The sequence below is a fragment of the Geobacter sp. DSM 9736 genome, assembly GCF_900187405.1.
Taxonomy (GTDB): Bacteria; Desulfobacterota; Desulfuromonadia; order Geobacterales; family Geobacteraceae; genus DSM-9736.
Genome location: NZ_LT896716.1, coordinates 3,421,001 through 3,434,624 on the forward strand (window position 1 = coordinate 3,421,001; position 13,624 = coordinate 3,434,624).

Sequence of the window (13,624 nt, forward strand, 5' to 3'; positions counted from 1 at the left end):
ATGGTGGTACAGTTAGTTCGTCCCGCGCAGCATATCCCCTGAAAATCGCTGCAATCAAACCTAGATGTGAGCCCATGAATCTCCTGCAAAACCTGAATCCGCCCCAGAAGGAAGCGGTCCTTCACGGTGAGGGTCCCCTTCTGATCCTCGCGGGGGCCGGTTCCGGCAAGACCCGCGTCATCGTCCACCGCATTGCCTGGCTCATACTTGAGCGGGGGGTGCCGCCGTGGCAGATATTGGCTGTAACCTTCACCAACAAGGCTGCTGGTGAGATGAGGGAGCGCGTCCAGAGCCTCCTTGGAGGGGGGGAGATCCCCCTTATAAGTACCTTCCATTCCGCCTGCGCCCGGATACTGAGGCGCGACATCCGGCACCTGGGCTATGACGGCAACTTTGCAATCTACGACGACCGGGACAGCGAACGCCTTCTCAAAGAGATCGTAGGCTCCTTCGGGTTCGACGAGAAGCGTTATCCCGCCAAGTCTTTTGCCGCCGCCATTGACGATTGCAAGAATGCAGGGAAGATTCCCGGTGATCTGGAGGGAGGAAGTCCCTTCCTCGACAAGCTTGCACGGGTTTATACGGCCTATCAGGAACGGCTGCGGATGTGCAACGCTCTTGATTTCGGGGATCTCGTGCTCCTGACGGTGCGCCTCTTCGAAACAGTTCCGGATGTCCTCGCCCGGTATCGGGAAAAGTTCCGCTGGCTTCTCGTGGACGAGTATCAGGATACCAACGCGATCCAGTACCGGCTCGTGAAGCTCCTGGCCGGGGACCGCCAAAACCTTTGCGTAGTGGGAGACGACGACCAATCGATTTACCGCTGGCGGGGAGCCGACATAAGGAACATACTCGATTTCGAGAATGACTTTCCGGACGTCAAGGTCGTGAAGCTCGAGCAAAATTACCGCTCAACCGGGAACATCCTCGCGGCCGCCGGCAATGTCGTGGCCGGCAACCGTGGCAGGAAGGGAAAGGCCCTCTGGACGGAAAACCCGCCGGGGGAGCGGTTGATATGCCGGACACTGGACAACGAACGTGAAGAGGCGAGGTTCGTCTGCCGGGAGATCGAGCGCTTCGCCCGTTCAGGCTCTCTCAGGGACATCGCCGTCTTCTACCGCACCAACGCCCAGTCCCGTGTAGTAGAGGATGCGCTAGTGAGCGACGGTATCCCGTACCACATGGTAGGGGGCATGCGTTTTTATGAAAGGCTTGAGGTAAAGGATATCCTCGCCTATCTGCGTGCGCTGGACAACCCGTCGGATGAGATGGCGTTGAAGCGCATCATCAACACACCGCCTCGCGGAATCGGCCACGCTACCATCGACCGGGTGAGCGAACTGGCGTCGGAGCGCCGGATCAGCTTCCATGAGGCACTCCGAACTGCAGCCGACGGAGATCTTCTGACGGCGGGACCGCGAGGCCGCATATCCGGGTTCATGGAGCTTCTCGACAGGTTTCGGGCTCTCGTCGGGACGGTCCAGCTTTCGGAGCTGGCCGTCCGTATTATAGATGAGACCGGATATGCCCTGCGACTTCAGGGTGAGCGGAGCGACGAGGCGCAGGATCGGCTGGCCAATCTTGAGGAGCTGGTTTCAGCCCTGCAGGAGTTCGAGCGCATCAGCGAGGAGAAGACCCTCTCCGCATTCCTTGAGCAGGTTGCCCTGATTTCGGACCTGGAGCGGGACGGCACGGGGAGAGATTCGGTCACGCTCATGACTCTCCATTCCGCCAAGGGCCTGGAATTCCCCATAGTTTTCATGGTTGGCATGGAAGAGCGGATATTCCCGCACGTGCGGTGCCTGGACGATCAGGAGCAGATGGAGGAGGAACGCCGGCTCTGCTATGTAGGCATGACTCGGGCGCGGGAGAGGCTGTACCTCACCAGCGCCCGGCGACGTCACATCTTCGGGCAGGAGCAGCGGAACCTGCCTTCCCGTTTTCTGGGGGATATTCCCCGCGAGGTGATCGACCGGGAGGAGAGGGAGGAGTCATGGCGGGGAGACCTTCCGTGGGAAACTGCTGGTCAACGGTCTTCACACCACAACCTGGCGGCGGTATTCGAGGCTGAAGCGTTGCCGGACAACGAAGTGCACCTGGTGCCGGACGAGGAACCGGAGGAGGTGCGGCTCGGGATGAGGGTGAGGCACGGCAAGTTCGGTCCCGGGGTGATCAGGAAGATCGAAGGGCGGGGGGATGAGCAGAAGGTGATCGTCTGGTTCGATTCCGTGGGTCCTAAGAAGCTGCTTGTCAGGTTCGCCGGGCTTGAACTGGCGTGACTCGTTGTATTTTTACGGCTTTCATGCTACAAAAGCCGCGTTTCTTGAGTGAATAAGGAGTGCCGGATGAAGATCACCAAAAGAGATGTGGAGCATGTTGCGCGGCTGGCCCGGCTGGAACTCGCCGAAGAGGAGAAGGAAATTTTTACCGGCCAGATGGATGCTATCCTCGCGTACGTCGAGAAACTGAACGAACTCAACACTGAGGGAATCGTGCCGACAGCCCATGCGGTGCCGGTGGAGAATGCTTTCCGCGCGGACAGGGTGCATGAGGCGATAGGCGCTGACAATGCCCTTGCCAACGCACCTGACAGGGTGGAAGACTTCTTCCGGGTGCCAAAGGTTATCGAATAGCAGGTTTGGGTAAGGGTTAAGGTTGAGAAAACGAACCGGAGACATGTGAATGCAATTGCATGAACTGACGATACACGAGCTGCACGACAAGCTGCTGAAGAGGGAGGTCTCTTCGGTGGAGGCGACGACGGCGCTGCTGGAGCGGGTGATGTCGACCGAGCCGCGGGTAAATGCCTTCATAACCGTAACACCCGAAGAGGCAATGGAGGCGGCCCGTACAGCCGACAGGCGGATCGCCGCAGGGGAGGGGGACATTCTCACTGGAATCCCGGTGGCGCTCAAGGATATCTTCGTCACCGGCGGAATCCGCACCACCTGCGGCTCCCGAATACTGAAAGACTTTGTCCCTCCCTATGACGGAACTGCGGTGGCGCGCCTCAAGGAGCGCGGTGCGGTGCTGATCGGAAAGCTGAACCAGGACGAGTTTGCCATGGGTTCTTCTTCGGAATCTAGTGCCTTCGGCCCGACCCGAAATCCCTGGAACCTGGAATGCACTCCGGGGGGATCGTCCGGCGGATCTGCTGCCTGCATCGCAGCCGGCCAGGCGACGGCGGCTTTGGGAACCGACACCGGCGGATCTATCCGGCAGCCAGCTTCCCACTGCAGCTGTGTCGGGCTCAAGCCAACCTACGGCAGGGTTTCCCGCTACGGGGTCATAGCCTACGCATCCTCCCTCGATCAGGTCGGCCCCCTTACCCGCGACGTTACCGATTGCGCAATCATGTTAAACGCGGTTGCCGGCCACGATCCACTGGACTCTACGAGTGTCGACCTGCCGGTACCCGATTACCGAGCCGCCCTGACTGGAGAGGTGGCGGGGCTCAAGTTGGGACTTCCAAAAGAGTATTACCGGGAGGGGCTCGATCCGGATGTTAAGGAGGCCCTGGAGCGGGCCATCGAGGTGTTTCGCGGACTCGGCGCCGAGTTCGTAGATGTTTCCCTCCCTCACACCGATTACGCCGTTGCCACCTACTACCTCATAGCTACCGCCGAGGCGAGTTCGAATCTCGCCAGGTACGACGGCGTCCGGTTCGGGCACCGGAGCCCGGAAGCGCGCAATCTGCTGGAAATGTTCATGAAAAGCCGTGCCGAAGGGTTCGGTGCCGAGGTTAAGCGCCGTATCATGCTGGGTACCTATGCCCTCTCTTCCGGCTATTACGATGCATATTACCTGAAGGCCCAGAAGGTGCGCACACTCATCATGCACGATTTCCTGAAGGCGTTCGAGAAGGTGGACGTTCTGCTCACCCCTGTAGCGCCGACACCTGCATTTCGGCTCGGGGAAAAGTTGAACGATCCGCTCCAGATGTACCTGTCCGACATCTTCACCATCCCGGTTAACCTCGCCGGGACCTGCGGCATTTCTGTTCCCGCCGGGTTTAGCAAGGAGTCTCTCCCGATCGGGCTGCAGCTGATCGGCAGGCCTTTTGGTGAAGAAACGATATTGCGGGCTGCCCACGCATTCGAGCAGGCGACGGAGTGGCATATGCGAAAGGCGAACCTTTGATATTCCGGAGAAACTCATGAAATTCCAGCCAGTCATTGGTCTTGAGGTCCATGTCCAACTTCTGACTAATACGAAGATATTCTGCGGATGCTCGACAAAGTTCGGTGCTTCCCCCAATTCCCAGACCTGCCCTGTCTGCCTGGGGCTGCCGGGGGCTCTCCCGGTCCTCAACAAGAAGGTGGTGGAATTCGCCATCCGTGCCGGCCTCGCCACCAACTGCGCCATTTCCCAGCGGAGCATCTTTGCGCGGAAGAACTACTTCTATCCGGATCTGCCGAAGGGTTACCAGATCAGCCAGTTCGAGCTTCCCGTCTGCGTGGGTGGGCATCTTGACATCGAGTCCGACGGAGGCATCAAACGGATAGGGATTACTCGTATTCACATGGAGGAGGACGCAGGGAAGCTGGTCCATGCCGACGTCTCGGGGCTTGGCGACGGCTCCGGAGTGGACCTCAACCGTGCCTGCACACCTCTGCTGGAGATCGTGTCTGAACCGGACATCCGCTCCGCCGACGAAGCTGTGGCCTACCTGAAAAAGCTCCATCAGATCGTGGTGTACCTCGGGATCTGTGACGGCAACATGGAGGAAGGGAGCTTCCGCTGCGACGCCAACGTATCGGTCATGCCGGTGGGAAGCAGCACCTTCGGCACCCGTGCAGAGATCAAGAACGTCAACTCGTTCCGTTTCGTGAAGCAGGCCATCGAATATGAGATCGAGCGACAGATCGAGCTGATCGAGGAGGGGGGGAAGGTCGTCCAGGAGACCCGCCTCTTCGACCCTAACAGCGGCGTCACACGTTCCATGCGCGGCAAGGAGGAGGCACACGACTACCGGTATTTCCCGGACCCGGACCTTGTTCCGCTAGTGATTTCGGACGACTGGGTGGAGGATGTAAGGCTGTCCCTTCCTGAGCTTCCCGAAGCTCGGAAGGAAAGGTACACTGCGGTGTTGGGGCTCCCCGAGCAGGATGCGGAGGTGCTGACAGCGGCCCGCGAGACAGCGGATTATTTCGAGTCGTGTGTCACTGCGGGGTGCCAGCCAAAGGCCGCGGCAAATTGGATAATGGGGGAAGTGACTCGCAGTCTCAATGAGGAAGGGAAACCGATCACGGCCTGCCCCGTGACGCCGCAGCTCCTGGCTGCGCTTCTGCAGCTGATGGAAAAAGGAACCATCTCCGGCAAGATCGCCAAGACGGTCTTTGACGAGATGTGGAGCACGGGAAAAGATCCGGCGACAATCGTTGAGGAGAAGGGGCTAGTTCAGGTTTCGGATACCGGCGAGATCGAGAAGATAATCGACGACATCATGGCTGCCAATGCCGGCCAGGTGGATGAGTATCGCGGTGGCAAGGAAAAAGTGTTCGGCTTCTTCGTCGGACAGGTGATGCGCGCGTCGAAGGGTAAGGCGAATCCGGCGGTGGTTAACGAGCTCCTTTTGAAAAAACTCAAAGGCTAGAAATAATTGCCACGGAGACACGGAGACACAGAGAAGAAGCAGGTCACCCCTTATCCATCAACTTGTTATTTTCCGCGTCTCTGTGCCTCTGTGATGATGAGGTAATGAAACATGTCTTTTCGAACGATAGAGTGGCGCGACAACAAAGTGGTGATGATCGACCAGACCAGGCTTCCGGCAGAGGAAGTCTATAACGAATACGACGATTTCAAGGGGGTTGCCGAGGCGATCCGCGGAATGATCATACGTGGCGCACCCGCCATCGGTGTGGCAGCAGCCATGGGGGTAGCGCTCGGTGCACGGGAAATTATCGCCGACACCCATGAATCTTTCTTCAAGCAACTCGATAACGTGTGTGACGTGATAGGCCGCACCAGACCCACCGCCGTAAACCTCTTCTGGGCAATCGAGCGGATGAAGCGGGTCGCGCAGTCGAACCGCCATCTCGACATCAAGTCGATTCGTGAAGTTCTGAAGGCCGAGGCGATAAGGGTCGAGGAGGAAGATCTGGAAATCTGCCGTGCTATCGGGCGAAACGGAGCACCTGTTATCAAGGAAGGAGCTGCCGTCCTCACCCACTGCAATGCCGGCGGCCTTGCAACGGCAGGATACGGAACAGCACTGGGGGTAATACGCGCCGCTCATGAAGCGGGAAAAAATATCCGGGTCTTTGCCGACGAGACGAGACCCTGGCTGCAGGGTGCCCGCCTGACCGCGTGGGAGTTGATGAAGGATGGTATTCCCGTGACTCTCATCTCCGACAACATGGCAGGGTGGTTCATGAAAAAAGGAGAAATCGACTGCATCGTTGTGGGGGCCGACCGCATCGCCGCCAATGGGGATACGGCAAACAAGATAGGAACCTATTCCGTCGCGGTGCTGGCTAACGAAAACCGGATTCCCTTCTACGTGGCGGCACCTATCTCCACCCTTGATCTTTCACTCGATACGGGTGACGACATTCCTATCGAGGAGCGGAACTCACAGGAAGTGACCCACGTACAGGGGGTTCAGGTGGCGCCTGATGGGGTACGGGTGCGAAATCCCGCCTTCGATGTGACTCCTGCGCGCTATATCGCGGGAATAATTACCGAAAAGGGCATCGTTCGCGGCGACTACAGACGGGAGCTGCAGGCGTTGGTGGGGGAATGACGGGATCCGAATTCGCCGATGCGTTCGAATCGATCTTTGCGTCGGTTCAGGATGAGGGTGAAGACGTCGATTTCGCCTCCTTTCTGGAAGCGAGCGGCTTTCTGTACGGCGCTCGCTCCGCTGCCAATCTGCAGCTTCTATCGAAGATTTTCCCTCCCGATCTCCTTAGTGTAATTGCCCAGGCGGCCCTTTCCACTCCAACCCCCGACATGGCGCTGAATGGTCTGGAACGGGTAACCTCCGTCGTCCCGCCGGATGAAATTATTGCGGTCTGTTCAGACAGGCTGCGAGTCTCGCAGTTTCTTGGAATATGCGGCTCCTCACCATTTCTCACCAACATTATCTGCCGTGATGCATCTTTTTTCCGCAGCCTGTTCTCGAATCGACTGATCGACATGAAGCGTTCTGAAGCTGATGCACTGACACTGTTGCGGGATCAGGTGCCTCATGACGCTGTTTTTGCAGATATCCTGCCCATCTTGCGCCGCTTCAAGTACAACGAGATTTTGCGGATCGCCGCCCGGGACCTTGCAGGCCTCGCCTCACTTGAAGAGGTGACTGCCGAGCTCTCGTCGCTGGCGGCCGCAGCGCTCCAGGTTGCGTATGAGGGCGCCTATAGAAGCCTTGTCGTAGAACATGGCCTTCCGATGATGGAGACTCCGCAGGGAGAGCGGGAGGCTGAGTTCACCATCATCGGCATGGGAAAGCTCGGCGGACGCGAACTGAATTTTTCATCCGATATCGATATCATCTACTTCTATTCCTCGGATCAGGGGAGGACAAGGGGTGTCCCGGACGGGCAGGGAGGAGCGAAGGGCTCAATCTCTCTCCATGCCTTTTTCGTGAAGCTGGCGGAAATGGTCACGAAAGCCATTTCGCAGGTGACCGGTGACGGGTTCGTCTTCAGGGTTGACCTGGGTCTGCGTCCCGAGGGGAAGAGCGGTGAGATGGCGATGTCGCTGCGGGCGGCGGAGACATACTACGAGTACTGGGGGCAGTCGTGGGAGCGGGCAGCCCTTCTCAAGGCGCGGCCGGTGGCTGGCTCGCTGGAGCTCGGTGAGCGCCTTCTTGCTTCCCTTGAACCCTTCATCTACCGAAAGTACCTCGATTACAATCTGATCGAGGACATGATGGGCATGAAGAAAAAGATCGATGCCTCCCTGGCTCGTGAGATGGAGGGGGAGTACAACATCAAGCTCGGCCGTGGAGGGATTCGTGAAATCGAATTCTTCATTCAGGCGCTGCAACTGGTGTACGCCGGGAAGAACCCTGCGCTACGCAGAAAGAACAGCCTGGAAGCGCTTGCGGCACTCAACGAGGTTGCCCTTATCAAGGATGAGGACCATACGCGGCTACGGGAAGCGTACCGTTTCCTGCGAACTGTGGAGCATCGAATTCAGGTGGTTCAGGAGCGCCAGACCCACAGCCTGCCGAAAAAGGATGAAGAATTCACTGCTCTTGCCCGTCGCTGTGGGTATCTGCGGCAGGATGGTGTCGAGCGTTTCCGCTCATCGCTGGAGGAACATCGCAGAAATGTCTCCCATGTATATGGAGCTCTTTTTCTTGGGCGGGACGAACGGCTGCGTGAAGAGGTCCGTCCCGAGGTCCTTCTCTTCTTCGATCCGAAGGCAGATCCTGACCTTGTCAAGGACATGCTTGCCGAGCGTCGCTTCGAGCGGGTAGATATGGCCTACGACCATCTGCTGCTGCTGCGCGACGGCCCTCCCCGAGCCCATCTTACGGAGCGTGCCCGGCGGATACTGGAGAAGATCGCGCCGTTGATCCTTCAGGAGGTTTTCGCTTCCCCCGATCCTGATATGGCGCTGTCGAACATGGAGCGTTTCCTTTCCGCCATAGGCTCCCGCTCCTCATTCTATGCACTCCTTGCGGAGAACCGGGAAATCCTCAAGCTGATGGTCTCGCTTTTCGGTATGTCGGAATTCCTCTCCAAGATCTTCATAGGGCATCCCGAGCTGCTCGACAGCATGGTCTCACGAATCTCCGGCTCTTCGGTCAAGGTGCGGGAAACGATGTCCGCTGAGCTGAGGGACCTTCTTCTCCAGGCAGAGGGTTTCGAGGAGCAGCTCGACGTGCTTCGTCGCTACCGGCACGAGGAGTTTCTCAGGGTTGGCATCAGCGACATCTACGGCAACATGGGGCAGACTGAAATCGCCAGCCAGCTAACCAGCCTCGCGGATGTCTGTCTCGATGCAGCCCACAGTCTTGCACGACAGGAACTCGCACGGTTCGGTACTCCTATGTACGAAGCGGAGGACGGCACATTGAAGGAGGCAGGATTCGCCGTCGTCGCCATGGGGAAAATGGGGGGGCGGGAGCTCAATTACCACTCGGACCTCGACATCATTTACATCTACGACCGTCAGGGAAACACCTCCGGAGAGAAGAGCATCAGCAACAGGGAGTTCTTCGCGAAGCTAGGCCAGAAGATCATCTCGATCCTTACAATGCAGACGCGGGAGGGCTCCGTCTACAAGATAGACACGCGCCTGAGGCCGTCAGGGAATGCAGGTCCGCTTGTTACCTCGCTGGAATCCTTTCGGAACTATCATCGGGAGGAAGCACAGATATGGGAACGCCAGGCATTGACCAGGGCTCGGGTCGTTCTCGGCGAGCCGGGGCTGCGTGAGGAGATAGAGCGGATCATCTGCGAGACGGTATACGGCGGCAGTGCAGACGATGCCGTACGTCGCGAGATACATCGACTGCGGATGCGTATGGAGGTGGAGCTCGGACGAGAGCGGGAAGGGATGTACAATATCAAGACCGGCCGCGGAGGTATTGTCGATGTCGAGTTCATCGTCCAGTACCTGCAGCTGAAGCATGGCAGGGAAACCCCCGGCATCCGCAGCGCCAATACGCTCATCGCCCTGAAAGGCATTCGAACTGCGGGGATTCTTGCCGAAGCCGAATGCGAGATCCTTCTTACCGGCTATAAGTTCCTACGCCGCCTGGAGAACCGGCTCCGCATCATACACGACCATTCGATAAACGACCTGGGGGGAGCGCAGGAGTATCTGGACAAGCTGGCTCGCCGCCTCGGGTATGATTCGAAGCTGCGCCATCCCGGAGAGGCTCTGATGAGGGATTATGAGGGGGTGACGGTGCCGGTGCGGGAGGTTTATGATCGCATTCTGGGCACCGGAGGCGATGCGGAAACGGCCTGACTGCGAAGGAGGCTGGAGTCAGGCAGCCATGATTTCCATACGATTGCGTCCGTTCTGTTTTGCCCGGTAGAGTGCTTCGTCGGCCTGTCTGATGAGGGAGTCGATACAGTCAATACGTTGTGAGGGGTAGGTCGAAACTCCCAGACTGATGGTTACGGTCAGGTTTTCCAGCGGAGGTGGGAATTCCATCTCCTGGATCGATTCCCTGAGCCGGTCCGCGACTGCGATCGCTTCCTGTAGGGGTGTCTCCGGCAGCAGCAGAATGAACTCTTCCCCTCCATAGCGTGCGGCGATGTCGTAACGACGCAATCCCGCCTGTGCCATCTCCGCTACGGCAGCGAGAACCACGTCACCTTCCTGATGCCCGTAAGTATCGTTTATCTTTTTGAAGTGGTCGATGTCGAGCAGTACCAGAGAAAGCGGCCCCTGCTTCCGTGAGGAACGCTGGAATTCCCGCTCCAGGGCTTCCATCAGGTAGCGGCGGTTGTATAGGCGCGTGAGCGGGTCGGTGTTCGACAGTTCCTTGAGGAGTTCGTTCGACTTCTTCAGCTCGTCCTGCAGGGATTTGATTTTCATCTGCACCTTAACCCGCGCGACCAGTTCACCCGGATCGAAAGGCTTAGTAACATAGTCGCTTGCTCCCTGTTCGAGGCCGCGGATCTTCAACTCCCGATCTTCCCTGCCGGTAAGCATGATTACCGGAATATCACGCAGTTCGTCCCTTGTCCGCAGCATGGAGAGGAATTTGAATCCGTCCATCCTCGGCATTTCCAGATCGCAAAGAATCAGATCCACCGGAACCCTTAGCAGGGTCTTGAAACCTTCGATCCCATCAGTAGCATGGTGATACCGGGCGAAAAGAGAGACATTGCTGAGGGTCTGCTCGATCTGCTCACGCACTGCATCCGTATCGTCGATGATCAAGATGCTGTCAAACATGCCCCCTCCCGTTCGCTTCCCTTCTCCATGTCGATACCGACAGGACCCGTCCGGCCTTCAAACACCACCTGCAGGAACTGGCGGAGAATCGATGCCGTAAGCCCCCATATCTCATCCCCCTGAAATTGATAGAAATAGACGGGGTGGGGACGACCGCGCCATGGCCGGTCTTCGACCCGGAAAATTTCCGGCCTGAGTAAATGGCAGATCGGGATCTCGATGATTCGTGCGATTTCAGCATCATTAGGTGCCAGCCGGATTTTCCCTGAAAAAAGACCTATAAATGGCGTAACAAGGTAGTTGTGAATGGAATAGACGTCGTCCAGACATCCAAGTACCTCGACTTCCCCCGCGGGAATACCCACCTCTTCCCATGTCTCCCTCAGCGCGGTTTCAAGGGGAGCTTCGTCCTCAGCCTGGCATACACCACCGGGAAAAGAGATCTCTCCTCCATGATGATTGAGCTGTTCCGTTCGCTTCGTGAACAGGATATGGAGGGCGTTGTTTCTCACGAACAGCGGCAGAAGTACAGCGGCCGGGATGGGGCCGGGGGGTAAGGCAACCCGTGGATGGGCAGCGAGAGCGGTTCGTATATTGTCCTTGGGAATGACCATGGGTGCCTGCCTGCACCGACTCGGGGTTAGACTACAGTATCGGCTCTTTTGCCTGCCGCTTTAGCTCGGAAATAGTGTGGGCGTAGTCGCTGCTTTCGAACACTGCGCTCCCGGCTACGAAAACGTCTGCGCCTGCGTGGGCGATGCGGGCGATGTTTTCTGGCTTTACGCCGCCGTCTACCTCAAGCTCCGTGTCGAGCCCCCGCTTGTCGAGCATGGCACGAAGGTTTTGGATCTTGGGCAGACACGCCTCGATGAAGGATTGGCCGCCGAAACCGGGATTGACTGTCATGAGCAGGACGAGGTCCAGCTCTTCCAGGATGTAGTCGAGGACGTGAAGAGGCGTTGCAGGGTTAAGGGAGACGCCGGCCCTTTTCCCGAGGGACTTGATGAGCTGCACGGATCGGTGCAGGTGTCTGGATGCTTCTGCATGAACCACTATGATGTCGGCGCCCGCCCTTGCGAACTCCGGAACATACAGGTCGGGGTTGTCGATCATCAGATGGACGTCGAGGGGGAGGTCGGTAATCTTTCTGACGGCTTTAACGACAAGGGGGCCTATGGTGATGTTAGGTACGAAATGTCCGTCCATAACATCGATATGTATATAATCCGCTCCCGCAGCAGCAACCGCTCCGACTTCTTCCCCGAGACGGGAAAAATCTGCTGAGAGAATGGATGGGGCGATCTTTTTCATGGTGGTCCTCCTGAAAATTGAAGACAATCCGACGCCCGGTTGTGGCGGCTGGGCGAAACGGAGAGCTCTAAGTTAGCTTTGATGGGATTTGCCGGCCCGGCGCAATCGAGCGGCGAAGAAGCCGTCCATCTGGTTACGGTGGGGCCAGCTGCGGAAGTATCCTTCTTCCGTTAGGAGATCTTTCAGGTCGGGGAAGAAAACGTGCAGGTTATCTACCACGAAGCCCCCGACCTGAGAAAGGAAATTCTCTATTACCGCTTCGTTTTCCTCCCTGCTCGTGGAGCAGGTGGCGTAGAGCAGGGTTCCGCCGGGCTTGACGCAGGATGCGCCCGTTCTGAGAATCGCGAGCTGTGCCGCTGCAAGCTGTGGCAGGTCCTCCTTTCGCTTGAGCCATTTTCCCTCAGGGTGCCGCCTCAGGACCCCGAGTCCGGAGCAGGGAGCATCCACAAGCACGCGGTCGAAACTGTCCCTTTCGAGGCTGTTTCCTTCCCGGGCGGCATCAAGCAGCTTCGTCTCGATAATTGTTATTCCGAGTCTTGCTGCGCTTTCGGTGATGAGCGGAAGCCGTCTGGCTCCTTTGTCGCAGGCGAGGACCGAGCCTTTGTTGCCCATGAGCTGTGCGAGGTAAGTAGCTTTGCCCCCCGGCGCCGCGCAAAGATCGAGTAGCTTTTCTCCTCTTGCGGGCTCAAGGAGGAATGCCGCCAACTGTGACGACTCGTCCTGCACTGCAAACCATCCTTCCGAAAATCCCGGGAGTTGCCGCGGCGGCAGGGAGTCCAGGACTGTCACTCCATCGGGAGCGAAGGGCGTGGCGACTGCAGCGACACCCGCCCCGGCGAAACTCGCCAGCAGCTCGTTCCGGGAGACCAGAAGGGTATTGGTCCTGACCGTCAGGGGAGGAGCTTCTCCCATGGCACTCGCCAGATGTTCAGCCTCAGGCATTCCCAACTGGGCGAGCCATTCACCTGCGAGCCACTCGGGATGCGAATACCGGGTAGAAAGGAATCGGACAGGGTCCTTTTCCGGGCTGGGATAGCTGATCGATTCCCGCTCTCGGTCCGCCCGGCGAAGTACCGCGTTGATGAAGCCGGAGGCTCGCGGAGCGAGGGACTTCGCCAGATTCACTGTTTCGTTAACGGCTGCCGAGACGGGCATGCGGTCCAGAAAAAGTGTCTGGTAGAGTCCGAGCCGCAAAAGGATCAGGACTGCCCGCTCAAGTTTGGCAGGCTTTATCGACGAGAATTGCGACACGACATGGTCGAGAGTGGCTTGACGCCTCAGAACTCCGTACACGAGTTCAGTGAGTAGGCGCCGGTCTGCCCCTTTGAGAGCATCTCCCGTCAGCGCCTGGTCGAGCAGGATGTCGGCATACGATTTTTCTTTTTCAACGCGCAGCAGAATGTCGAACGCGGCACGGCGGGGTGAGGGGGAAGTCATTTCC

The 13,624-nt window shown here is 58.1% G+C and carries 10 protein-coding genes; 6 read left to right on the plus strand and 4 right to left on the minus strand.

Features of this window, described 5'->3' with window-relative positions:
• Window positions 1–74 precede the first annotated feature (74 nt).
• From CFB04_RS15425 to glnE, 6 genes are all read left to right on the plus strand, one after another.
• Entirely contained in the window at window positions 75–2,279 is a 2,205-nt protein-coding gene (locus CFB04_RS15425) for an ATP-dependent helicase (RefSeq protein ID WP_088536216.1), read from the plus strand.
• A 66-nt stretch (window positions 2,280–2,345) separates the two neighbouring features.
• Window positions 2,346–2,633: an Asp-tRNA(Asn)/Glu-tRNA(Gln) amidotransferase subunit GatC gene (gene gatC / locus CFB04_RS15430; RefSeq protein ID WP_088536217.1), complete on the plus strand. Its 288-nt coding sequence runs from the start codon at window positions 2,346–2,348 to the stop codon at window positions 2,631–2,633.
• A gap of 49 nt (window positions 2,634–2,682) precedes the next feature.
• Complete coding sequence (gatA, locus tag CFB04_RS15435) at window positions 2,683–4,140, plus strand: Asp-tRNA(Asn)/Glu-tRNA(Gln) amidotransferase subunit GatA (protein ID WP_088536218.1); 1,458 nt, start codon at window positions 2,683–2,685, stop codon at window positions 4,138–4,140.
• A gap of 1 nt (window position 4,141) precedes the next feature.
• Window positions 4,142–5,596 (plus strand): Asp-tRNA(Asn)/Glu-tRNA(Gln) amidotransferase subunit GatB, encoded by a 1,455-nt coding sequence (gene gatB / locus CFB04_RS15440; protein ID WP_255396968.1) that lies wholly within the window; start codon window positions 4,142–4,144, stop codon window positions 5,594–5,596.
• 111 nt (window positions 5,597–5,707) lie between these two features.
• Window positions 5,708–6,748 carry an S-methyl-5-thioribose-1-phosphate isomerase gene (mtnA, locus tag CFB04_RS15445; RefSeq protein ID WP_088536220.1) on the plus strand — a complete coding sequence of 347 codons (1,041 nt, stop codon included), beginning with the start codon at window positions 5,708–5,710 and terminating at the stop codon, window positions 6,746–6,748.
• On the plus strand, window positions 6,745–9,933 hold the full coding sequence (gene glnE, locus CFB04_RS15450; protein ID WP_088536221.1) for a bifunctional [glutamate--ammonia ligase]-adenylyl-L-tyrosine phosphorylase/[glutamate--ammonia-ligase] adenylyltransferase: 3,189 nt from the start codon (window positions 6,745–6,747) through the stop codon (window positions 9,931–9,933). Before mtnA ends, glnE begins: the two co-directional genes overlap by 4 nt.
• An 18-nt stretch (window positions 9,934–9,951) precedes the next feature.
• Here glnE and CFB04_RS15455 read toward each other — a convergent pair whose 3' ends face one another.
• From CFB04_RS15455 to rsmB, 4 genes are all read right to left on the minus strand, one after another.
• Window positions 9,952–10,872, minus strand: a complete 921-nt coding sequence (locus CFB04_RS15455; protein WP_088536222.1) for a diguanylate cyclase — start codon at window positions 10,870–10,872, stop codon at window positions 9,952–9,954.
• A complete protein-coding gene (locus tag CFB04_RS15460; RefSeq protein WP_088536223.1) occupies window positions 10,854–11,486 on the minus strand; it encodes a CoA pyrophosphatase in 633 nt (210 codons plus the stop codon). Before CFB04_RS15460 ends, CFB04_RS15455 begins: the two co-directional genes overlap by 19 nt.
• Before the next feature lie 31 nt (window positions 11,487–11,517).
• On the minus strand, window positions 11,518–12,183 hold the full coding sequence (rpe, locus tag CFB04_RS15465; RefSeq protein WP_088536224.1) for a ribulose-phosphate 3-epimerase: 666 nt from the start codon (window positions 12,181–12,183) through the stop codon (window positions 11,518–11,520).
• 72 nt (window positions 12,184–12,255) lie between these two features.
• The gene (gene rsmB, locus CFB04_RS15470; protein ID WP_088536225.1) at window positions 12,256–13,620 is read right to left on the minus strand and encodes a 16S rRNA (cytosine(967)-C(5))-methyltransferase RsmB; all 1,365 of its coding nucleotides are present in this window, start codon (window positions 13,618–13,620) and stop codon (window positions 12,256–12,258) included.
• Between the last annotated feature and the right edge of the window lie 4 nt (window positions 13,621–13,624).

Excerpts from the sequence above, each read along its gene's own strand:
- CFB04_RS15425 (WP_088536216.1), top strand. The coding sequence starts at position 75 with ATGAATCTCCTGCAAAACCTGAATCCGCCCCAGAAGGAAGCGGTCCTT.
- gatC (WP_088536217.1), top strand. The coding sequence starts at position 2,346 with ATGAAGATCACCAAAAGAGATGTGGAGCATGTTGCGCGGCTGGCCCGG.
- gatA (WP_088536218.1), top strand. The coding sequence starts at position 2,683 with ATGCAATTGCATGAACTGACGATACACGAGCTGCACGACAAGCTGCTG.
- mtnA (WP_088536220.1), top strand. The coding sequence starts at position 5,708 with ATGTCTTTTCGAACGATAGAGTGGCGCGACAACAAAGTGGTGATGATC.
- glnE (WP_088536221.1), top strand. The coding sequence starts at position 6,745 with ATGACGGGATCCGAATTCGCCGATGCGTTCGAATCGATCTTTGCGTCG.
- CFB04_RS15455 (WP_088536222.1), bottom strand. The coding sequence starts at position 10,872 with ATGTTTGACAGCATCTTGATCATCGACGATACGGATGCAGTGCGTGAG.
- CFB04_RS15460 (WP_088536223.1), bottom strand. The coding sequence starts at position 11,486 with ATGGTCATTCCCAAGGACAATATACGAACCGCTCTCGCTGCCCATCCA.
- rpe (WP_088536224.1), bottom strand. The coding sequence starts at position 12,183 with ATGAAAAAGATCGCCCCATCCATTCTCTCAGCAGATTTTTCCCGTCTC.
- rsmB (WP_088536225.1), bottom strand. The coding sequence starts at position 13,620 with ATGACTTCCCCCTCACCCCGCCGTGCCGCGTTCGACATTCTGCTGCGC.